Here is a 20354-nt window from a genome sequence, read left to right on the forward strand (position 1 = left end):
TCCCCTCACGACACATTCACAATTTCTTGACGCATGCCTTGACCTCTCCTTAGCTTCAGGGAGTGAAACCTTACAGAATTTCTCATTCCGAGCCTCTAGCTCGCGGTTTTTAGCGCAAGCCTGAGGTAGGTTTGCTGGCGCGTGTCGCCCTCTGATTTTGTTGTACAGCCCGTGACATTCAGCCAGGCCATTGGCTGTTACAACAGAGGAGATCCGCCATGAAAAAAACATCGAGTCCTTCGGGCTTTGAGTATGTTTTCTATGCGGTTTCCACGTCGCTGCTAATCGCAACCCCTGTGGAAACCCATGCAGTGAGCCTAGAGGATAACGATTCGTTCTACGCACAATCGGCGAACCTGCCGGTTGTGTCGCTGCAACCGGTCAGCGTTGCGGGGTTGAGCCTGAGTAGCCTGAGCGGCTTCTCTGGACGCCAGGCTGAGCGCGCAATACAGGTTCCGCAGGACAGCATTGCCAGCCAATGGGCGCAGTTCCTTCCATCCCCTGGCAAGCCTGCAGCCACTGCACCGTACAACCTTGACGCGCCGAACCAGAACCTGCAGATCAGCCCCGACCTGTTCGTCCGTGAAACCAGTGATGGCAATACTCACCGCGCTGGTTTCTTCGTCGGTCACAGCAACTTGCAAAGCCGCTTTGATGGTATGCGCCCACGCGGCAGCGAACCGAAGAATGCGGTCAAGCTGGAAGGTGAAAGCCTGGGGGTCTATTGGAGCATGACCCATGACCAAGGCTGGCATGTGGATGCTGTCGCCATGGGCACCCGCTTCGATGCCAGCGGCCGCAACGAAAGCGGTACTCGCCTGGACGGTACAGGCCATGCGCTAACCCTCTCGGTAGAAGGTGGCTACCCCATTGGCCTGGGTGACAACTGGGTGATCGAACCACAGGCACAATTGATCAACCAACAGTACTACCCCGGGAACCCTAACCAGGCCGAAATGCTGCAAAGCCACGACAGCCTGCCGAACTGGAGCGGACGCGTCGGCGCGCGCTTGTCTGGACGCTATGAGGTGCGCGGCATGCCGATCGAGCCCTACGTGCGCACCAACGTCTGGTATGACTTCTCCAACGCCGACACCCTTAGCCTCGACAAGGTAGACAAAGTCAGCAGTAGCCGCAGCTCTGCCACGATTGAACTGGGGATGGGCCTGGTCGCGCGAATGACACCCAAGGTGAGCCTGTTCGTCAGTGCCGACTACAGCAGCGTTGTCGACGATAACGCCCTGAATGGCTTGATTGGCAATCTGGGTATACGGGTGCGCTGGTAGTGGCGTGGCCCCATCGTCGGCAACGCCGGTCCTGCATGGGGCTCGGCATACCAGCCCCAGCAGGCGGTAGGCGGCTATGCCGGACGCAGGATCAACACCGCCAGCGGTGGCAGATTCAGTGCCAGTGACCGCGCTTGCCCATGGCTGGCAATCGGCTCACTGGCCACGCTGCCGCCATTGCCGTAATTGGACCCGGCATAGCATTCGGCATCGCTGTTGAGCACCTCACGCCAGTGCTCACCGCAGGGTACACCGATGCGGTAGCCCTCACGCGGCACAGGGGTGAAGTTGGCGACCACCAACAACGGCTCACCTTTCGCGCTCCAGCGCAGCCAAGCGTAGACACTGTTGTGTGCATCGTCACCGATCAGCCATTGAAAGCCGCCTGGCAGGCAGTCCTGCTCATGTAGCGCGCGCTCCTCGCGGTACAACCGATTGAGGTCCCCCACCAGACGCTGAACGCCCAGATGCTCGGAGTACTTGAGCAGGTACCAGTCCAGCTCACTGTCGTGGTTCCACTCACGCCACTGGCCGAATTCGCAGCCCATGAACAGCAGCTTCTTGCCAGGATGCGCCCACATGAAGGTCAGGTACGCACGAAGATTGGCAAATTTCTGCCAACGGTCGCCCGGCATCTTGTCAATCAGAGAGTGTTTGCCATGCACCACTTCGTCATGGGAAATAGGCAGGATGAAATGCTCGGAGTAGGCATAGATCAGGCCGAAACTCATCTCGTTGTGGTGGTGCACGCGGTGCACCGGATCGTTCTGGATATAGTGCAGGGTGTCGTGCATCCAGCCCATGTTCCACTTGTAGGAAAAGCCCAGCCCGCCCTGCTGAGTCGGCTGGCTGACACCGGGCCAGGCCGTCGACTCTTCAGCGATCATCAGCGCACCCGGCACTTCCTCGGCAACCACCGCGTTCAAATGCTTCAGGAAGTCGATGGCCTCAAGGTTCTCACGACCACCATGACGGTTGGGTATCCACTCCCCTTCGTTACGCGAATAGTCGCGATACAGCATCGAGGCCACCGCATCGACCCGCAACCCATCAATGTGGAAGTGCTTGAGCCAGTGCAGTGCCGAAGCCAACATGAACCCATGAACTTCGGTACGGCCAAGGTTGTAGATCAGCGTATCCCAGTCCTGATGAAAGCCCTCCAGCGGGTTGTCATACTCATACAGTGCCGTACCATCAAAACGTGCCAGGCCGTGGGTGTCGGTCGGGAAGTGTGCCGGTACCCAATCGAGAATCACACCGATGTCGGCCTGATGGCAGGCGTCGATAAAGGCAGCGAAATCCTCGGCCGAACCGTAGCGTGCCGTGGGCGCAAACAGCGACAACGGCTGATAACCCCAAGAGCCACCGAACGGATGCTCCATGATCGGCATCAGTTCAATATGGGTAAAGTCCAGGCTCTGGATGTAGGGGATCAGGCGCTCGGCCAGCTCTCGCCAGTTGTAAAACCTTGCAACCTCACCCTCATCGTCCAGCTCGCACTGCCAGGAACCCGCATGCAGTTCATAAATTGACAATGGCGCATCGGTGGCCTGGCGAGCACTGCGATTCTGCATCCAGTAGTGATCCTGCCAGTCATGCTGCAGGTGCCCAGCCACCTTCGACGCCGTGCTCGGTGGCAGCTCCGTGGCCCGGGCCAAGGGGTCGGCCCTAAGCGGCAGGATCCCTTCATGGCCGAGAATTTCGTACTTGTATGCCTCGCCGGGATACAACCGAGGCACGAACACTTCCCAGACCCCGCTGGAATGGCGCAGGCGCATCGGATGCCGGCGTCCGTCCCAGTTGTTGAAATCACCCACGACAGAGACCCGCCGGGCATTGGGCGCCCACACCGAGAAACACACACCATCAATACCGTCCACCTGCATCGGCTGCGCACCGAAACGCGAGGACAGGTCGCGGTGATTGCCTTCGGCGAACAGGTAAAGGTCCGTATCACCCAGTAGCGGGCCAAAGCTGTAGGGGTCTTCGGTGATTTGCTCGTCGCCCTCCCAACCGATCTTCAAGCGATAAGCCTGTGCCGTACCGATACGCCCGGTAAACAGTCCCTCTACGTCACCCTGCACCAGGTCGGCGAGCACCTCATCACGGTCACGGGCCAATACCTGTACCGTCAATGCCTTGGGCAGGTAGACCGTGACCCACTGAGCGCCGGCACCATCAAGGTGCGGCCCCAGGACTGCAAACGGATCGGCATGTTCGGCCTTTACCAGCGCCTCGATATCCCGTTGGTCAAGCCGCCCCTGCTCCCGCTTGTGCACGCTCATCTACTGCTCTCCCAGGTACTGATAAGCCCATGCAGACCATGCAAGGACACGGCCAACCGCTTGGGCGGTCGGCGTCATGAGCCCCTGCACCAGCCAACACCCTGGCAGCAGCATAGACGACTGAACGCAGCGTGCGCGCTTGATATGCGCGCTGGCGTTAACCGCGCTTGCAGGTATTGATACCCAACAATGCGTACGCTGGGCAAAAGCGGAAAATACCGGTCAATACCGGCACTACGCCGATCCAGCCCCAAACGCCGATCACCCCGGCCAGGCTCAGGCCGATGAGGATCAGGCCAGCGATAACACGCAGGCTACCGTCGATGGTTCCAACATTTGCGTTCATGGTGATCTCCCGATCAATGCGTGCGCCGACGCTCCAGCGCCGCGAACAGCAACATGCCGGCCAGCATGGCCAACACGAAGACAATGCTTTGCCAATGCCCGGTTAACAGCACTGCAACCGCCGGCCCCGGACAGATACCGGCAATTCCCCAGCCTATACCGAACACCAGACCACCGACGATCAAGCGACGATCCAGCTCACGCTTGACCGGCAGTTGCATGGGCAGGCCCAGTAACGAGGTCGAGCGCTTGCGGGCCACGCTCATAGGCACAAAGGCTACAGCTATCGCTCCCACCATCACCAGTGCCAGCGAGGGGTCCCAGGCACCGCCCAGGTCGAGAAACGCCAGTACTTTGCCTGGGTTGGCCATCCCCGCCAGCAGGAGCCCGATACCGAACAACAGCCCTGCAAGAAACGCTGTCAGCTTGTTCATGCTCAACCTCCCCATAGATGACGCAGGACAAACACCGTGGCAAAACCACTGGCCATGAAACACAAGGTTGCCACCAGCGAGCGCCCAGACAACCGTGAGATGCCACACACCCCATGGCCACTGGTGCACCCGGCGCCATAACGTGTACCGATACCGACCAGCAAACCGGCGCTGACCAGACCAAGCACCCCGTTTTGAAACTCAAGGCTTGGCAGCGCAGCAAAAAGCCCCCAGACCAATGGCGCGACCAGCAGCCCCAACAAGAACAGCGCCTTTTCGCCACGCCCCTCGCCGTCGCGCTGCAACACGCTACCCAGCAGACCGCTGATACCGGCAATCCGCCCGTTGGCCAACACGAACAGGCTGGCCGCCAGGCCAATCAGCGCGCCACCGGCCAGGGATGAGCCTGGTGTGAAATGTAACCAGTCGATGTTCACGAAGCCTCTCCTGCACAGAACAGTTGATACAGCGTATTGATCACCGCCAGCGCCGCCGGGCTGCTGATCCGGTAATAGATCTGCTTGCCTTCACGGCGGGTGGCAACCAAGCCCTCGCGACGCAACACCGCGAGCTGTTGCGACAGCGTCGGTTGTTGAATGCCCAGCAGCGCCTCTAATTCACTGACATTGCGCTCGCCCTCAGTCAGTTGGCACAGCAACAGAAGACGATCCGGGTTGGCCAGGGCCTTGAGCAACTGGCTGGCCTGGTCGGCATTGGCATGCAGTTGCTGGATATCGAGGGGCTGCACATGGCTATTCATGTCAGGCGGGCTATTCAATTAAGACAATAACAATCTATTACTTTATATAGTGTATGGCAAGCAAAACGCCACCGGGAGGCGACATTGCATCGCTCCTTGGTGGCGTCTGCTGATCGACGTTGATTTACCCGTTGTTACCCTGACGCGTGCGCAGCTCCTCGATACTGATTTCGCGCATGCGGAACTTCTGCACTTTCCCGGTAACGGTCATCGGGAACTCGTCGACAAAGCGGAAGTAACGCGGTGTCTTGAAGTGCGCAATACGGCTCTTGCACCACTGCTGCAGCTCGACATCGCTGGCGCTGTGGCCCGGGTGGAACTTGATCCAGGCCACGATTTCCTCGCCATAGCGGTCATCCGGAATACCGATGACCTGCACATCGGCCACTGCGGGATGGGTGAAGAAGAACTCTTCCAGTTCGCGTGGGTAGATGTTCTCCCCGCCGCGGATGATCATGTCCTTGTTACGCCCGGCTATGCACACATACCCCCGCTCATCCATCGTCGCCAGGTCACCGGTATGCATCCAGCCTGCCGGGTCGATGGCATCACTGGTTGCCGACGGGTTGCCCCAGTACCCGAGCATGACGCTGTAGCCCCGGGTACAGAGTTCACCAATCTGCCCACGCGGGACGACGCAGCCGTGCTCATCGATGATCTTGCTTTCCAGTTGCGGCTGGGTGCGCCCTACCGTGGTCACCCGCAGTTCCAGCTCATCGTCCGGTCCGGTCTGCAACGACACCGGGCTGGTCTCGGTCATGCCATAGGCGATCTGCACTTCACTCATGTGCATCTCATTGATGACCCGGCGCATCACTTCAATCGGACAGGTAGCACCGGCCATGATCCCCGTGCGCAGGCTGGAGAGATCGAACTCACCACGTTGCGGGTGATCGAGCAAGGCAATGAACATGGTCGGTACGCCATACAGCGCCGTGGCCCGCTCTTCACTGACCGTACTCAGGGTCAGCAATGGGTCGAAGGCATCGTTGGGGTAAATCATGGTGCTGCCATGGGTGACGCAGCCCAGGTTACCCATGACCATACCGAAGCAATGGTACAGTGGCACCGGGATCACCATGCGGTCGTGCTCGGTGAGCCCCAGGCTTTCACCCACCATGTAGCCATTGTTGAGGATGTTGTAATGGCTCAGCGTCGCGCCTTTCGGGAAGCCGGTGGTACCGGAGGTGTACTGGATGTTCACCGGCTGATCGAACTGCAGGCTGTGCTGACGGGCCAGGTACTCCTGTTCACTGACACCCTCGGCCAACGCTGCCAGATTGCCCCAGGCGAGAAAACCGCCCGGCGGTTGTGCCGCAAGGCTGATCACGCCGTGCAGATCCGGCAGACGCTCACTGTTCAACTGACCAGGTGCCTGATGTGCCAGGTCAGGCAACAGCTCGCCGAGCATCTCATGGTAGTTCGAGGTTTTGAACGCATCGGCACAGATCAGCCACTGGCAGCCTGACTGCCTGAGTACATACTCCAGCTCACTGGTGCGGTAGGCCGGGTTGATGTTGACCAGGATCACACCGACCTTGGCACTGGCGAACTGGGCAATGCACCATTGAGCGCAGTTCGGCGCCCAGATACCCAGTCGATCACCGGTTTTCATGCCCAGCGCCATAAACGCTTTGGCATGCTGGTCGACACTGTCAGCCAGTTGCTGCCAGGTGTAACGTATCTGCTGGTGACGCACCACCAGGGCCTCACGATCAGCAAAGCGTGAGGCCGTGTGATCGAAAGCCTGGCCGATGGTCTTGGCCAGCAAGGGTTTGTCCTGGCGGCCCTGGGTGTAGCTCGGTTGATTCATGGCGGTCCCTTTTTATGTTTGTTCTGGGAGCGGATTCAAGCGGCTCTTACTCTGGCGCAAATTTACGTTAACGTAAAGGTCATGGTGCGATTGACAGCTAACAGCGGCAGGTTTACGTTAACGTAAAGGTTAGAAATGAACGGCCACGGTACTGGCCAGTCGCTGAAAGCCTGCGACACGGACCTCATAGAACACACCTCCCAAGAACAACCATTAAAGGTGCCAGCATGCGTTATCCGACCCTGAACTTTGCCCTTGGCGAAACCATCGACATGCTTCGCGACCAGGTCCAGGCCTTCGTTGCGGCGGAACTGGCGCCACGCGCCGCGCAAATCGACCATGACAACCTGTTCCCCGTCGATATGTGGCGCAAGTTCGGTGATATGGGCCTGCTCGGCATCACCGTACCGGAAGAATATGGCGGTGCTGGCCTGGGCTACCTGGCCCACGTGGTAAGCATGGAAGAAATCAGCCGTGGCTCGGCCTCGGTCGCCCTCTCCTACGGTGCGCACTCCAACCTGTGCGTGAACCAGATCAACCGTAACGGCACCCACGATCAGAAAACCAAGTACCTGCCAAAACTGATCAGCGGCGAACACATCGGCGCACTGGCCATGAGCGAACCCAACGCCGGTTCCGACGTGGTCTCGATGAAGCTGCGCGCTGACAAGCGCGGCGACCACTATGTACTCAACGGCAGCAAGACCTGGATCACCAACGGCCCGGACGCCAACACCTACGTGATCTACGCGAAGACCGATCTGGAGAAAGGGGCGCACGGCATCACCGCCTTTATTGTCGAGCGTGACTGGAAAGGCTTCACCCGCAGCAACAAGTTCGACAAGCTGGGCATGCGCGGCTCCAACACCTGCGAGCTGTTCTTCGACGACGTCGAGGTGCCGGAAGAAAACATCCTCGGCAGCCTTAACGGTGGCGTCAAAGTGCTGATGAGCGGCCTGGACTATGAGCGCGTGGTACTGTCCGGCGGCCCGACCGGGATCATGCAAGCCTGCATGGACATCGTCGTGCCGTACATCCATGACCGCAAACAGTTCGGCCAGAGCATCGGCGAGTTCCAGCTGATCCAGGGCAAAGTGGCTGACATGTACACCCAGCTCAACGCCAGCCGTGCCTACCTGTATGCCGTGGCCCAGGCCTGCGACCGCCGCGAGACGACCCGCAAGGACGCTGCCGGGGTGATCCTGTACAGCGCCGAACGCGCCACGCAGATGGCCCTGGACGCCATCCAGATTCTCGGCGGCAATGGCTACATCAATGAATTCCCTGCCGGCCGCCTGCTGCGCGACGCGAAGCTCTACGAGATCGGTGCCGGCACCAGCGAGATTCGCCGGATGCTGATCGGTCGCGAACTGTTCAACGAATCCCGCTGAGCTGCGATAAGGAAAAGGCGCCCATGGCTATCCTGCACTCCCAGATCAACCCGCGCTCGGCGGAGTTCGCCCACAACAGCGCGGCCATGCTCGAACAGGTTCAGGCCTTGCGCACCCTGCTCGCCCAGGTTCACCAGGGCGGCGGCGCCAAGGCACAGGAGCGGCATACCTCTCGTGGCAAACTGCTGCCGCGCGAGCGCATCGACCGTCTGCTTGACCCCGGCTCACCGTTTCTCGAAATCGGCCAACTGGCCGCCCATGCGGTGTATGGCGAGGACGTTCCGGCGGCCGGGGTAATCGCTGGCATCGGCCGTATCGAAGGCGTCGAATGCATGATCGTGGCCAACGATGCCACGGTCAAAGGCGGCTCCTACTACCCATTGACGGTGAAAAAACACCTGCGCGCCCAGGCGATCGCCTTGCAGAACCGTCTGCCCTGCATTTACCTGGTGGACTCAGGCGGGGCCAACCTGCCGCGTCAGGACGAAGTATTCCCCGACCGCGAACATTTCGGGCGGATCTTCTTCAACCAGGCCAACATGAGCGCCATCGGCATTCCACAGATCGCGGTGGTGATGGGCTCCTGTACCGCAGGCGGCGCCTATGTGCCGGCCATGGCCGATGAAGCCATCATGGTTCGCCAGCAAGCGACCATCTTCCTTGCCGGCCCACCGTTGGTGAAAGCGGCCACCGGCGAAGTGGTAAGCGCCGAAGACCTCGGCGGTGCCGACGTACACTGCAAGACCAGTGGCGTCGCCGACCACTACGCAGACAACGACGAGCATGCCCTGGCGATTGCCCGGCGCTGTGTGGCCAACCTGAACTGGCACAAGCTCGGCACCTTGCAGCAGCGCATGCCGATCGCGCCGCTGTATGACGCTGAGGAACTTTATGGCGTGGTTCCGGCCGATGCCAAACAGCCGTTCGATGTGCGTGAAGTGATCGCCCGCCTGGTCGACGGTTCGGTGTTTGATGAGTTCAAGGCACTGTTTGGTACCACCCTGGTGTGCGGCTTCGCCCACCTGCACGGCTACCCGATTGCGATCCTGGCCAACAACGGCATCCTGTTTGCCGAAGCGGCGCAAAAAGGTGCGCACTTCATCGAACTGGCGTGCCAACGTGGCATTCCGTTGCTGTTCCTGCAGAACATCACCGGCTTCATGGTCGGCCAGAAGTACGAAGCCGGCGGCATCGCCAAGCACGGCGCCAAGCTGGTCACCGCCGTGGCCTGCGCCCAGGTACCGAAGTTCACCGTGATCATCGGCGGCAGCTTCGGTGCGGGCAACTACGGCATGTGCGGCCGGGCCTACGACCCACGTTTCCTGTGGATGTGGCCGAACGCCCGAATCGGCGTGATGGGGGCCGAACAGGCGGCCGGGGTACTGGCCCAGGTCAAGCGCGAGCAGAGCGAACGCAGCGGCCAGCCATTCAGCGCCGACGACGAAGCGCGGCTCAAGCAACCGATCCTTGACCAGTACGAGCACCAGGGCCATCCCTACTACTCCAGTGCCCGGCTCTGGGACGACGGTGTCATTGACCCGGCACAGACCCGCGATGTCTTGGGCCTGGCCTTGTCGGCGGCACTCAACGCACCGATCGAGCAAAGCCGTTTCGGCATTTTCCGGATGTGACCGATGAGCGACTTCACGACCCTCGAACTGATCAAGGACCCACGCGGTTTCGCCACACTGTGGCTGAGTCGCGAGGACAAGAACAACGCCTTCAACGCACAGATGATCCGCGAATTGATCCTGGCCATCGACGCCGTCGGCAACGATGCCAGCCTGCGCTTCTTGCTGCTGCGCGGACGCGGACGGCACTTCAGCGCCGGGGCAGACCTGGCCTGGATGCAGCAATCGGCACAACTGGACTACAACACCAACCTGGACGATGCTCGCGAACTGGCCGAGCTGATGTACAACCTGGCCAAGCTCAAGCTACCGACCCTGGCAGTGGTGCAAGGCGCCGCCTTCGGGGGTGCGCTGGGGTTGATCAGTTGCTGCGACATGGCCATTGGCAGCGAAGATGCCCAACTGTGCCTGTCGGAAGTACGTATCGGCCTCGCCCCTGCGGTGATCAGCCCGTTCGTGGTTCAAGCCATGGGGGAGCGTGCCGCACGCCGCTATGCACTGACCGCCGAGCGTTTCAGCGGCCTGCGTGCCCGTGACCTGGGTTTGCTGGCCGAAGCCTACCCCTTGGCCGAACTGGAACAGCAGGTCGAGCTATGGGTCACCAATCTGCTGCAGAACAGCCCCCAGGCGATGCGCACCAGCAAAGAGCTGTTGCGTGAAGTCGGCCATGGCGAGCTCACCCCTGCCCTGCGCCGCTATTGCGAAACCGCCATTGCCCGAATCCGGGTCAGCGCCGAAGGCCAGGAAGGCCTGCGCGCCTTTCTGGAAAAACGCACGCCAAACTGGCACGTCGAACCCAACAAGAAGGAACCGCGCCCATGAGCCGTCCCACGCTGACCACCCTGCTGGTTGCCAACCGTGGCGAAATTGCCTGCCGCGTCATGCGCACCGCCAAAGCCCTTGGCCTGACCACCGTGGCCGTTCACAGTGCTGTGGACCGCGAAGCCCGGCATAGCCGCGAAGCCGATATCCGCGTTGACCTGGGCGGAGCAAAAGCCGCTGAAAGCTACCTGGATGTCGCGAAGTTGATTGCTGCGGCCAAGGCCAGCGGTGCCCAGGCCATTCACCCCGGCTACGGCTTCCTTTCGGAAAACGCCGGCTTTGCCCGCGCCATCGAAGAGGCCGGCCTGATATTCCTCGGCCCACCGGCTTCGGCCATCGAGGCCATGGGCAGCAAGTCGGCGGCCAAAGCCCTGATGGAAACCGCCGGTGTGCCACTGGTACCGGGCTATCACGGTGAAGCCCAGGACCTGGAAACCTTCCGCGCGGCCGCCGAAAAGATCGGTTACCCGGTACTGCTCAAGGCGACAGCCGGTGGTGGCGGCAAAGGCATGAAAGTGGTCGAACAGGAAAGCCAGTTGGGCGAAGCCCTGGCGTCGGCCCAGCGTGAGGCGCTGTCGTCGTTCGGCGATGCCCGCATGCTGGTGGAAAAATACGTGCTCAAGCCCCGCCACGTGGAAATCCAGGTATTTGCCGACCAACACGGCAACTGCCTGTACCTGAACGAGCGTGACTGTTCCATTCAGCGGCGCCACCAGAAGGTCGTCGAGGAAGCGCCAGCGCCCGGTCTGAGTGAGCAACAACGTCAGGCGATGGGTGAAGCCGCTGTGCGCGCGGCTCAAGCCATCGGTTATGTGGGGGCCGGTACCGTAGAGTTCCTGCTCGACGCCCGGGGCGAATTCTTCTTCATGGAGATGAACACCCGCCTGCAGGTCGAACACCCGGTCACCGAAGCCATTACCGGCCTCGACCTGGTCGCCTGGCAGATCCGTGTTGCCTGCGGTGAGCCGTTGCCGATCACCCAGGCACAGGTACCGCTCAACGGTCACGCCATCGAAGTGCGCTTGTACGCAGAGGATCCGGCCAACGATTTTCTCCCGGCCACTGGGGATCTGACGCTGTACCGCGAGTCGGCTCCCGGTGCTGGCCGTCGGGTCGACAGCGGAGTCAGCGAAGGCGACAGCATTTCGCCCTACTACGACCCAATGCTCGGCAAGCTGATTGCCTGGGGCGAAAACCGTGAGCAGGCACGCCTGCGCCTGCTGGCGATGCTCGATGAGTTCGCCATCGGCGGCCTGAAAACCAACATTGCCTTCCTGCGGCGCATTCTCGCGCACCCGGCGTTTGCCGACGCCGAGCTGGATACCGGGTTCATTCCACGCTATCAGGCGCAACTGTTGCCTGAAGCCGACACGCTACCTGCCGAGTTCTGGCAAGCGGCTGCCGAAGCCTTCATCCAGAGTGAACCGCTGGTACAACGCGATGACGACCGGCATTCGCCATGGGCCACCCACAGCGGCTTGCGCCTGGGCGTGCCAGCGCATATCAGCCTGCACCTGCGCTGCAATACCGAAGAACAGGCTGTCAGCCTTGACCACAGCGCGCCCTCAACCCTGACGCTGCGCGGTGAGCAGTTGGTCCACGAGCACAACGGCTTGCGTCGCCAACACCTAGCGATCCGCCGTGGCAATACGCTGTATCTGCAGTGGAATGGCGAACTCCAGGCAATCACTCAGCTCGACCCGATTGCCGAAGCCGATGCCAGCCACAGCCATCAAGGCGGCTTGGGGGCGCCCATGAACGGCAGCATTGTGCGGGTCATGGTGGAAGTCGGCCAGGTTGTCGAAGCCGGTACGCCACTGGTGGTGCTGGAAGCCATGAAGATGGAACACAGCATCCGTGCACCGCATAACGGTACGGTGAAAGCCTTGTTCTGTGAGGAAGGCGACATGGTCAGCGAGGGCAGCGTACTGGTCGAGCTGGAAGGCACGGACGTTTAATACCACCTGCGACGCCAGTAGCCTGGGAGACCGGCTGCTGGCGCCGAGCGAAGGGTGCCGATCAGAACTTCATCGTGGCCTGCACCACCACACCGATCATTTCACACGCGTCATCGCATACAACCTTGGGATAGGTCGGGTTGAGCGGGCGCAGATAACGCTGCCCGCCTTCCTCGATCAACTGCCGGAAGACCGGCGTCGCACTCGTGGGCAAGCGGGCAATCACCAGTTTGCCGGGCAGTGCCGATAGCCCCGCATCCACCAGAATCAGCATCCCGGCGGGCACACTCAAGCCCACCGGCGCCGTCATCGCATCGCCCTGCACCTCCAGCCAGAACGCCGAACCCTGGGCGTAATAATCGGTGGCTTCAAAACGTGGCTCAGGGTCTTGCGCCCCGAGGTTTTCCCAGTGCGTGACCGGGTAGCGAAAATACAGATTGTGCTGTGGGATACGTCCTTCGGCATCTGTAGCCGAATTCTGATCGTCACCATAGGAACCGGAGGATTCGGCGAGTTCGGTAACCAGCGCGAACTCCATCGGCGGCAATCCGAGCACCACCAGAATCTGGTTCATCGTCTCCAGTTTTGGCCGGCGCTCGTTGCGTAACCAATGCCCGACGGCGCCTTGGGTCACCCCAATCCGCTCGCCCAACTTTTCCTGCGTGATCTTCAGCTCACACATTCTGGCCCTGACCAGGGCAATCCATTTATCCATTGCTGGCACGATACGGACTGCCCCGAAGCTCTCAATACACAAATTGTAGTATTTAAAACGTCGAAATAAATACATCTCGTACTTATCGTTAATACACCCACCCACAATCGCCACAGGCAGCCCCCATGAGCTCACATTCACCGGATGCACTGGATGCCAAACTGGACAGCGAATCGCTGAGCAGCAGCGACGCCGCCCGACGTGCATTGGACTACTACCTCAACCCCCCACAGCGCGCCGCAGAAATGGAGGCACCGTTTTTTGTCCCGCGCCCCGATCTTGGCCGCCTGAAAGCCAGCGAACACGCCTGCAGCCTGCTGCGCTGTGCGTCGGCAACCACCTATGAAATGGCAGACGACCTCAAAGGGACACGGCGCGACATGGCGCTGTCAGTGGTGCACATCATCAACATGGCATTGGCTCTGGTGGAGCACAGCCTGGGCGAGCGAACTGGCTTGCCGCCAGGAATCGAAAGCACCTGACCCGGCGGGTCAGTAATGGCCCGAATGGGTCATCACGCGGGAAAACAGACACACCGAGAAACCTATTTTCTGCCATGACAGAAAATTCACTTGACCTGTAAATGATAACGATTATTATTGCCAGCAACTGGTCGCGAGACTGGTTGGATAAACTGAAAGCTCACAGGTCGGACTCTCAGGTTATCTCCTCATCAGGCTAATCACGGTTTTTGACCCGGCTTTTTGCCGGGTCTTTTTTTTGCGCTTGTCCCGTCCGAATGGCCGCATTCAAGCACCACGCCCCACCCGTTTTCTTGCAAGGAGCCCGTACCATGACCCCTCTGTTGCTGCCCCTTGAATCCCCTGCCCTCGCCGCCCCTGGTGATCAGGCACTGCTGCAGCGCCTGAAAAAACTCCCGCGCCGCGCTCAACAGGTGTTCCTGCTCAGTCGCCTCGATCAATGGTCGTTTGCCATGATCGCCGAACACCTGGCCATCCCTCCAAGCACGGTGGAGCGGTACATGAACCAGGTGCTGCAAAGCGTGCAACCCGCCACTGACCCGCTAGCCCGTGAGGCCGGGTACTGGTATGTGCGCCTGCAAAACCCGCAGATTACCGCCAGCGAACGTATCGACTTTCGCCGCTGGCTGGACAGCGCACCCGCCCACCTGAGCGCCTTCCATGCCACTGAGCTGCGCTGGCGCAGCCTGCTCGCACCCGCGCAGGTACTGGGCGATGGCCACGGCTACCGTCAGGCTCGTCCGGCACTGGCCCTGGGTGGTTGCTCGGTCGCCATTGCCGTACTGCTCGGTACGCTGCTGACACTCGGTTTCTGCGCCTGACGCAGGGGTGTAGAGTAAAGGGCACAACAACGCTGAAGGAGCCTGGTAATGAGCGTGACGCTGTCCCCCCTGCACATCACGTGCGATTTCGATTCCGGTAACATCGTGGTTCGCGATGCCAGCGAGCCCTCTCGGGTGCGCCTGGCGATCCGTCCCGATACCCGCAGCGATCATTTCCAGTGGTTTCACTTCAAGGCCAGCGGGCTGACCCCAGGGCGCACACACCGCTTCACCCTGGAGAACGCTGGGCAATCCTCCTATAACCAGGCATGGGACGGCTATCAGGCGGTTGCCTCTTATGATCAGCAACACTGGTTTCGGATACCGACCCAGTTCGACGGCCAGGCGCTGCACTTCCAGCTTGAGGCCGGCGAACAGGAGGCCTGGTTTGCCTACTTTGAACCCTACTCCCGCGCCCGCCACAACCAACTGATTGAACGGGCGGTCAGCCTGCCTGGCGTGGAACTGCTGGCCACAGGGCGCAGCGTCGAAGGGCGCGACATCCCGCTACTGCGCGCAGGCAACGGCGCAGCAGGCAAACGCAAGCTGTGGATCATCGCCCAGCAGCATCCCGGCGAGCACATGGCCGAGTGGTTCATGGAGGGCGTGATTGATCGCCTGCAGGCCAACGATCCAACGGTTCAGGCGCTGCTGAAGGTGGCCGACCTGTACCTGATCCCGAACATGAACCCCGATGGTGCCTTCCACGGGCACCTGCGCACCAATGCTCAGGGCAAGGACCTCAACCGCGCCTGGCAGGACGCCAGTGTCGAACACAGTCCGGAAGTGCTCTTTGCGCAGCAACAAATGAAACTGCAGGGTGTCGACCTGTTCCTCGACATTCATGGCGATGAAGAAATCCCTCACGTCTTCACCGCAGGCAGCGAAGGTACACCAGGCTACACGCCCCGTATCGAGCAACTGGAAAGCGCGTTCCGTGAGCGCTTGTGCCGCCTGACCGCGGACTTCCAGCAAGTGCATGGCTACCCGCGCGACAAACCTGGGCAGGCGAACCTGACCCTGGCCTGTAACAGCGTTGCGCAGGCCTATGGCTGCCTGGCACTGACCCTCGAAATGCCGTTCAAAGACCACGACGACGCACCCAATGCCATTACCGGCTGGTCTGGGCAGCGCTCCAAAGCGCTGGCCAGTGCGGTGCTGGATACGCTAGCGCCGATGGTCGGCGACCTGCGTTGAGTGCTTGCGGTTGGCCCTGCTGCGCTGAGCGCGTCGTGGCCAACCGCAACCGATAGCTTCCCGGGCTCTCACCCGTCCATTTCTTGAAGGCCCGGTGAAAGGCACTGGGCTCCTGAAAACCCGTCTGCTCGGCAATTTCCGCAACACTCAGTTCGCTGCCACGCAGGCACTCGAACGCCATCGCCCGGCGCACTTCATCCTTGATCTGCTGGAACGAACAGCCCTCACGCTCCAACTGCCGACGAAAACTGCTGGGGCTCAAGCCTTCCCCCTCGGCCATGGCCAACAATGTCGGCCATTGCCCGTACTGCCGTGCACGCAAATGCCGATAAACCCTTGCTGCCAGGCCGTTCTGATTACGGTAGCGAATCACCAGCCACTGCGGCGCACTGTGCAGGAAGGTCTTCAGTGCCCCCAGGTCCTGAACCACCGGCAGGCGCAGGTAATCGGCAGCAAATTCGATTTCGGTATGCCCCGCCCCCAACTGCAGGTTCGGCCCCCACAGCAGCGCGTCATCATCCAGCGGTGCCCGGGAGTCGGCCAGCTCCGTGCGGTCGATGCCGATGCGCCGTCCACTCAGCCAGCACAACAGGCTGATCACCAGCACCAGGAAGGTTTCCTCGGCATAGACCCGGGTCTGTGCATCGGCCATCGTCGACTCCAGGCGGATCACCGCGCGCTGCCCCTTGAGGGTCAATACACCCTTGAGGTCACGCAGGAACAGCGCAAAGTAACTCAAACACTGGCGCAAGGCTTTTTCCAGGTTGGGCTCCTGGATCAGGCCACGGCAGATCAAGGCAAAACTGCCCAATGGCATGCCGTGGCTGTCGAGGTGGAAGAACTCGTCATCCAGTTCGTGAATCAGAATAAGCCAGAGGCGGGCGAAGGCCTTCGCCGGCACCCGGGCGCCCGGCTCGTCAAGCAGCTCAACAGCGATGCCGGCCTGCTCCAGCAGCGCAGCCGCGCGCGCAGGCTGATCACGCAAGCCATGAAGCATGACATGAACAAAATACACCGCGACCGAATCGTTTTCCCGCATGGCTGGTTCCGCTGTAACACGCACTGGTATGGCAAAAAATGCCAGCTCGCCTGGACAGTTATGGCATAGGACGACAGCGTCCCTTTGCCTAGACTCGACTGCATCCTGAAGCTGGTGCCCGGCATTCTCGCAGAGCCGAACACTGCCACGCCACGCTTTCGCACTCTGGAGTCGACGATGAACAACCACGAAATCTATGTAGTCAGCGCCGTACGCTCGGCCATTGGTACATTTGGCGGCTCGCTGAAAGACCTGCCGCTGGCGGATCTGGCCACTCAAGTCTGCCGCGCCAGCATCGAACGCGCCGGCATCGACCCGGCCCAGATCGGCCATGTGGTCATGGGCACCGTGATTCCAACCGAAGCGCGCGACGCCTACCTGGGCCGCGTTGCAGCAATGAATGCCGGCATTCCCAAGGAAACCCCGGCCTTCAACGTCAACCGCCTGTGCGGTTCGGGCCTGCAGGCAATCGTCTCCGCCGCCCAGAGCCTGATGCTGGGCGATGCCGAAGTCGCACTGGCCACCGGCGCCGAATCCATGAGCCGTGGCCCTTACCTGCTGCCACAGGCCCGTTGGGGCGCGCGCATGGGCGACCTGCAGGGTATCGACTATATGGTCGGCGTCCTGCATGACCCCTTTGAACACTTCCATATGGGCATCACCGCCGAAAACGTCGCGGCCAAACTGGGCATCAGCCGGCAGATGCAGGACGAACTGGCCCTTACCAGCCAGCGCCGCGCAGCCCGCGCCATTGCCGAGGGCCGCTTCGCCGGGCAGATCGTTACGGTCGAAGTCCCTGGGCGCAAAGGGCCACAGCAATTCAGCATCGATGAACACGTGCGCGGCGAGGTCAGCCTTGAGCAACTGGCCGGCATGAAAACCGTATTCAAGAAGGACGGTACGGTCACCGCCGGTAACGCCAGCGGCCTGAACGACGGTGCCGGGGCCTTGGTGCTGGCCACTGGCGATACGGTACGCCGCCAAGGGCTCAAGCCGCTCGCCCGCCTGGTGGGCTATGCCCATGCCGGGGTTGAGCCGGAACTCATGGGCCTGGGGCCGATTCCGGCCAGCCGCAAGGTGCTGGAAAAGGCCGGTCTGACCGTCGCTGACCTGGACGTGATCGAGTCCAACGAGGCCTTTGCCGCCCAGGCTTGCGCCGTTGCCCGCGAACTGGGTTTCGACCCTGAGAAGGTCAACCCCAACGGCTCCGGTATCTCGCTCGGCCATCCAGTGGGTGCGACCGGCGCGATCATCGCGACCAAGGCCATTCATGAATTGCACCGCATCCAGGGCCGTTATGCCCTGGCGACCATGTGCATCGGCGGCGGCCAAGGTATCGCCGTACTGTTCGAACGCACTTGAGCCCAAAGGAGTTTTATACCGTGACAATCAACAACATCGCCGTGATCGGCGCCGGGACCATGGGCAACGGTATTGCTCAGGTCTGTGCCGTAGCCGGCTTCCAGGTCACCCTGATCGACATTTCCGACGCTGCCCTTGAGCGTGGCGTAGCCACCCTGCGCAAGAACCTCGAGCGTCAGGTCAACAAGCAAACGCTGGATGCCGCACAGGCCGAGGCGGCGCTGCAACGAATCAGCACCAGCACCGACTATGCCCAGCTCAAGAGCGCGCAACTGGTCATCGAAGCGGCTACCGAGAACCTTGAGCTCAAGCAGCGCATTCTCGGCCAGGTCGCAGCCAGTGTCAGCGATACCTGCATCATCGCGACCAACACCTCGTCGCTGTCGATCACCCAACTGGGCGCGACCATCAGCCTGCCAGAGCGCTTCATTGGGGTGCATTTCTTCAACCCGGTGCCCATGATGGCCCTGGTGGAGGTGATCCGTGGCCTGCAGACCAGCGACGCGACTCACGCAGCAGCGCTGGCCCTGACCGAAGCACTGGGCAAGACCGCCATCAGCGCCGGCAACCGTCCGGGCTTTGTGGTCAACCGGATTCTGGTTCCGATGATCAACGAAGCGATCATGGTGCTGCAGGAAGGTCTTGCCAGCCCGGAAGACATCGACACCGGCATGCGCCTGGGCTGCAACCAGCCGATCGGCCCGCTGGCCCTGGCTGACCTGATTGGCCTGGACACCTTGCTGGCGATCCTCGAAGCCTTCTACGACGGTTTCAACGACAGCAAATATCGCCCGGCCGCACTGCTCAAGGAAATGGTCGCCGCTGGCTACCTGGGCCGTAAGAGCGGTCGCGGTTTCTACACCTACTGAGGCTATCACCATGCCAATGACCTGTGCCGAACGCGGTGGCTACTATGAAGAGCGGCGCGACAAGGCGCTCGAACTCCTTGCAGTCAAGGGCTTCGGCCAGGTCAGCATGCGCGAACTGGCCAGCCACCTGGGCCTGACCGCAGGCTCGCTGTACCACCACTTCCCGAGCAAGCAGCACCTGCTGTTCGACCTGATCGAAGAGCTGTTCGAGGAGTTGCTGGCCACGCTGCAACCGCCACGGCGCAGCCGTGGCAGCAGCGAGGACTGGCTGACGAGCGTCATCGATGCGCACTGGCAGTTGCACCGCGAACGTCCGCTACAGTTTCGTCTGGCCGAGCGTGACCTGTGCTGCCTGACCGACGAGCAACAGGCCCGGATCAAGCACCTGCGCGATGACTACGAATGCCAGTTGCTGCGCCTGATCGCACCGACGGCGGCGCTGTCGAAGGCGGCACGGCAGGCGGCCGGCCATGCCATCGCGACACTGCTCAACAGTTTGCCGGGCTGGCTACAGTCGAGTGAATTGCCCGAAGCCCAGCGCCTGACGTTGATGCAGAACCTGCTGTTGGGCGCCATCGAGCGGACGCTGCACGATAGCGCTCAGGTGTGCGCTGCCTGAAGCACTCAGGCGAGCAACTGTTGAATGCGCTCGCCCAGCGTATCGAGGTCGAAGGGCTTGGTCAGGATCGGCGCCGTGCGCGCAATGGCACTGCCGGACTCCAGAATTTCTTCGGGGTAGCCACTGATGAAGATCACTTTCAGCTCGGGCCGCAACTTCACCGCGGGCTCGGCAATATCGACCCCCGAGATCCCGCCCGGCAGACGAAAATCCGTGACCATCAGGTCCAGGTGCGGTTTGCTGGCAAGCATTTCAAACGCCTGCGCACCATCTTCGGCCACCAGTACCCGGTAACCTTCCCTGGCCAGATAATCGTGCAGCACCCTGCGGATCGCCGGCTCATCCTCGACGATCAGCACGACATCTTGTGCATCTTCACTCATATCAACGCCTTGTTTTTCAATTCAATCGCTATCCGACCCCAGCGTCAGGCAGAGGTTGCCTGCTGCCGGTCAATTTCCTGCACGTGGCGTGCCACCTGTAAGCGTACCGCAAAGGTCAGCGCCTCGCCTGCACTCCTGTACG

General features: G+C 61.1%; 20 protein-coding genes. 11 read left to right on the plus strand and 9 right to left on the minus strand.

Annotated elements, in window-relative coordinates; all coding sequences use genetic code 11:
- Positions 1 to 218: 218 nt before the first annotated feature.
- Positions 219 to 1286, plus strand: coding sequence for an autotransporter domain-containing protein (locus EKA13_RS00990; protein ID WP_065757669.1), 1068 nt, complete (start codon positions 219 to 221; stop codon positions 1284 to 1286).
- A 74-nt stretch (positions 1287 to 1360) separates the two neighbouring features.
- Here EKA13_RS00990 and glgB read toward each other — a convergent pair whose 3' ends face one another.
- The 6 genes from glgB to EKA13_RS01020 all read right to left on the minus strand — a co-directional run bounded on the left by glgB (position 1361) and on the right by EKA13_RS01020 (position 6923).
- Entirely contained in the window at positions 1361 to 3571 is a 2211-nt protein-coding gene (glgB, locus tag EKA13_RS00995) for a 1,4-alpha-glucan branching protein GlgB (RefSeq protein ID WP_065757670.1), read from the minus strand.
- Positions 3572 to 3728: 157 nt separating this feature from the next.
- Positions 3729 to 3917 (minus strand): YgaP family membrane protein, encoded by a 189-nt coding sequence (locus tag EKA13_RS01000; protein WP_065757671.1) that lies wholly within the window; start codon positions 3915 to 3917, stop codon positions 3729 to 3731.
- A gap of 13 nt (positions 3918 to 3930) precedes the next feature.
- The gene (locus tag EKA13_RS01005; protein ID WP_065757672.1) at positions 3931 to 4350 is read right to left on the minus strand and encodes a DUF6691 family protein; all 420 of its coding nucleotides are present in this window, start codon (positions 4348 to 4350) and stop codon (positions 3931 to 3933) included.
- 2 nt (positions 4351 to 4352) lie between these two features.
- Complete coding sequence (locus tag EKA13_RS01010) at positions 4353 to 4787, minus strand: YeeE/YedE family protein (RefSeq protein WP_065757673.1); 435 nt, start codon at positions 4785 to 4787, stop codon at positions 4353 to 4355.
- Positions 4784 to 5110 carry an ArsR/SmtB family transcription factor gene (locus EKA13_RS01015; protein ID WP_065757674.1) on the minus strand — a complete coding sequence of 109 codons (327 nt, stop codon included), beginning with the start codon at positions 5108 to 5110 and terminating at the stop codon, positions 4784 to 4786. Before EKA13_RS01015 ends, EKA13_RS01010 begins: the two co-directional genes overlap by 4 nt.
- 124 nt (positions 5111 to 5234) lie before the next feature.
- Positions 5235 to 6923 (minus strand): AMP-binding protein, encoded by a 1689-nt coding sequence (locus EKA13_RS01020; protein WP_065757675.1) that lies wholly within the window; start codon positions 6921 to 6923, stop codon positions 5235 to 5237.
- Positions 6924 to 7150: 227 nt separating this feature from the next.
- Between EKA13_RS01020 and EKA13_RS01025 the strand changes: the two genes are divergently transcribed.
- From EKA13_RS01025 to EKA13_RS01040, 4 genes are read left to right on the plus strand one after another with little or no spacing between them, the layout of a single operon-like run.
- Positions 7151 to 8314: an isovaleryl-CoA dehydrogenase gene (locus tag EKA13_RS01025; RefSeq protein ID WP_065757676.1), complete on the plus strand. Its 1164-nt coding sequence runs from the start codon at positions 7151 to 7153 to the stop codon at positions 8312 to 8314.
- A 23-nt stretch (positions 8315 to 8337) separates the two neighbouring features.
- The gene (locus tag EKA13_RS01030; protein ID WP_065757677.1) at positions 8338 to 9945 is read left to right on the plus strand and encodes a carboxyl transferase domain-containing protein; all 1608 of its coding nucleotides are present in this window, start codon (positions 8338 to 8340) and stop codon (positions 9943 to 9945) included.
- 3 nt (positions 9946 to 9948) lie between these two features.
- A complete protein-coding gene (locus EKA13_RS01035; protein ID WP_065757678.1) occupies positions 9949 to 10767 on the plus strand; it encodes a gamma-carboxygeranoyl-CoA hydratase in 819 nt (272 codons plus the stop codon).
- The gene (locus EKA13_RS01040) at positions 10764 to 12725 is read left to right on the plus strand and encodes an acetyl/propionyl/methylcrotonyl-CoA carboxylase subunit alpha (RefSeq protein ID WP_065757679.1); all 1962 of its coding nucleotides are present in this window, start codon (positions 10764 to 10766) and stop codon (positions 12723 to 12725) included. The genes EKA13_RS01035 and EKA13_RS01040 overlap by 4 nt, the downstream gene beginning before the upstream one ends.
- Before the next feature lie 61 nt (positions 12726 to 12786).
- Here EKA13_RS01040 and EKA13_RS01045 read toward each other — a convergent pair whose 3' ends face one another.
- On the minus strand, positions 12787 to 13440 hold the full coding sequence (locus EKA13_RS01045) for a LexA family protein (protein ID WP_065757680.1): 654 nt from the start codon (positions 13438 to 13440) through the stop codon (positions 12787 to 12789).
- A gap of 125 nt (positions 13441 to 13565) precedes the next feature.
- Here EKA13_RS01045 and EKA13_RS01050 point away from each other — a divergent pair, with 125 nt between their 5' ends.
- The 3 genes from EKA13_RS01050 to EKA13_RS01060 all read left to right on the plus strand — a co-directional run bounded on the left by EKA13_RS01050 (position 13566) and on the right by EKA13_RS01060 (position 15940).
- Complete coding sequence (locus EKA13_RS01050; RefSeq protein WP_065757681.1) at positions 13566 to 13922, plus strand: DUF6124 family protein; 357 nt, start codon at positions 13566 to 13568, stop codon at positions 13920 to 13922.
- Between the two features lie 311 nt (positions 13923 to 14233).
- Positions 14234 to 14743, plus strand: coding sequence for a sigma factor-like helix-turn-helix DNA-binding protein (locus EKA13_RS01055; RefSeq protein ID WP_065757682.1), 510 nt, complete (start codon positions 14234 to 14236; stop codon positions 14741 to 14743).
- 48 nt (positions 14744 to 14791) lie between these two features.
- Positions 14792 to 15940, plus strand: coding sequence for a M14 family metallopeptidase (locus EKA13_RS01060; protein WP_065757683.1), 1149 nt, complete (start codon positions 14792 to 14794; stop codon positions 15938 to 15940).
- On the opposite strand, the gene EKA13_RS01065 is transcribed toward EKA13_RS01060, so the two are convergent.
- Complete coding sequence (locus EKA13_RS01065; protein WP_083199711.1) at positions 15855 to 16979, minus strand: AraC family transcriptional regulator; 1125 nt, start codon at positions 16977 to 16979, stop codon at positions 15855 to 15857. The two genes, EKA13_RS01060 and EKA13_RS01065, sit on opposite strands and share 86 nt — an antisense overlap.
- A gap of 177 nt (positions 16980 to 17156) precedes the next feature.
- Here EKA13_RS01065 and EKA13_RS01070 point away from each other — a divergent pair, with 177 nt between their 5' ends.
- From EKA13_RS01070 to EKA13_RS01080, 3 genes are read left to right on the plus strand one after another with little or no spacing between them, the layout of a single operon-like run.
- The gene (locus EKA13_RS01070; RefSeq protein WP_065757684.1) at positions 17157 to 18341 is read left to right on the plus strand and encodes an acetyl-CoA C-acyltransferase family protein; all 1185 of its coding nucleotides are present in this window, start codon (positions 17157 to 17159) and stop codon (positions 18339 to 18341) included.
- Between the two features lie 20 nt (positions 18342 to 18361).
- On the plus strand, positions 18362 to 19210 hold the full coding sequence (locus EKA13_RS01075; RefSeq protein WP_065757685.1) for a 3-hydroxybutyryl-CoA dehydrogenase: 849 nt from the start codon (positions 18362 to 18364) through the stop codon (positions 19208 to 19210).
- A gap of 10 nt (positions 19211 to 19220) precedes the next feature.
- On the plus strand, positions 19221 to 19829 hold the full coding sequence (locus EKA13_RS01080; protein ID WP_065757686.1) for a TetR/AcrR family transcriptional regulator: 609 nt from the start codon (positions 19221 to 19223) through the stop codon (positions 19827 to 19829).
- A 5-nt stretch (positions 19830 to 19834) separates the two neighbouring features.
- Here EKA13_RS01080 and EKA13_RS01085 read toward each other — a convergent pair whose 3' ends face one another.
- Positions 19835 to 20212 carry a response regulator gene (locus tag EKA13_RS01085; protein ID WP_065757687.1) on the minus strand — a complete coding sequence of 126 codons (378 nt, stop codon included), beginning with the start codon at positions 20210 to 20212 and terminating at the stop codon, positions 19835 to 19837.
- Between the last annotated feature and the right edge of the window lie 142 nt (positions 20213 to 20354).

It is taken from the genome of Pseudomonas defluvii, from assembly GCF_001695625.1.
In the GTDB taxonomy this organism is placed as follows: Bacteria; Pseudomonadota; Gammaproteobacteria; order Pseudomonadales; family Pseudomonadaceae; genus Aquipseudomonas; species Aquipseudomonas defluvii.

Coding starts and splice junctions, on each gene's coding strand:
- EKA13_RS00990 (WP_065757669.1), top strand. CDS start 219: ATGAAAAAAACATCGAGTCCTTCGGGCTTTGAGTATGTTTTCTATGCG.
- glgB (WP_065757670.1), bottom strand. CDS start 3,571: ATGAGCGTGCACAAGCGGGAGCAGGGGCGGCTTGACCAACGGGATATC.
- EKA13_RS01000 (WP_065757671.1), bottom strand. CDS start 3,917: ATGAACGCAAATGTTGGAACCATCGACGGTAGCCTGCGTGTTATCGCT.
- EKA13_RS01005 (WP_065757672.1), bottom strand. CDS start 4,350: ATGAACAAGCTGACAGCGTTTCTTGCAGGGCTGTTGTTCGGTATCGGG.
- EKA13_RS01015 (WP_065757674.1), bottom strand. CDS start 5,110: ATGAATAGCCATGTGCAGCCCCTCGATATCCAGCAACTGCATGCCAAT.
- EKA13_RS01020 (WP_065757675.1), bottom strand. CDS start 6,923: ATGAATCAACCGAGCTACACCCAGGGCCGCCAGGACAAACCCTTGCTG.
- EKA13_RS01025 (WP_065757676.1), top strand. CDS start 7,151: ATGCGTTATCCGACCCTGAACTTTGCCCTTGGCGAAACCATCGACATG.
- EKA13_RS01030 (WP_065757677.1), top strand. CDS start 8,338: ATGGCTATCCTGCACTCCCAGATCAACCCGCGCTCGGCGGAGTTCGCC.
- EKA13_RS01035 (WP_065757678.1), top strand. CDS start 9,949: ATGAGCGACTTCACGACCCTCGAACTGATCAAGGACCCACGCGGTTTC.
- EKA13_RS01040 (WP_065757679.1), top strand. CDS start 10,764: ATGAGCCGTCCCACGCTGACCACCCTGCTGGTTGCCAACCGTGGCGAA.
- EKA13_RS01045 (WP_065757680.1), bottom strand. CDS start 13,440: ATGGATAAATGGATTGCCCTGGTCAGGGCCAGAATGTGTGAGCTGAAG.
- EKA13_RS01050 (WP_065757681.1), top strand. CDS start 13,566: ATGAGCTCACATTCACCGGATGCACTGGATGCCAAACTGGACAGCGAA.
- EKA13_RS01055 (WP_065757682.1), top strand. CDS start 14,234: ATGACCCCTCTGTTGCTGCCCCTTGAATCCCCTGCCCTCGCCGCCCCT.
- EKA13_RS01060 (WP_065757683.1), top strand. CDS start 14,792: ATGAGCGTGACGCTGTCCCCCCTGCACATCACGTGCGATTTCGATTCC.
- EKA13_RS01065 (WP_083199711.1), bottom strand. CDS start 16,979: ATGCGGGAAAACGATTCGGTCGCGGTGTATTTTGTTCATGTCATGCTT.
- EKA13_RS01070 (WP_065757684.1), top strand. CDS start 17,157: ATGAACAACCACGAAATCTATGTAGTCAGCGCCGTACGCTCGGCCATT.
- EKA13_RS01080 (WP_065757686.1), top strand. CDS start 19,221: ATGCCAATGACCTGTGCCGAACGCGGTGGCTACTATGAAGAGCGGCGC.
- EKA13_RS01085 (WP_065757687.1), bottom strand. CDS start 20,212: ATGAGTGAAGATGCACAAGATGTCGTGCTGATCGTCGAGGATGAGCCG.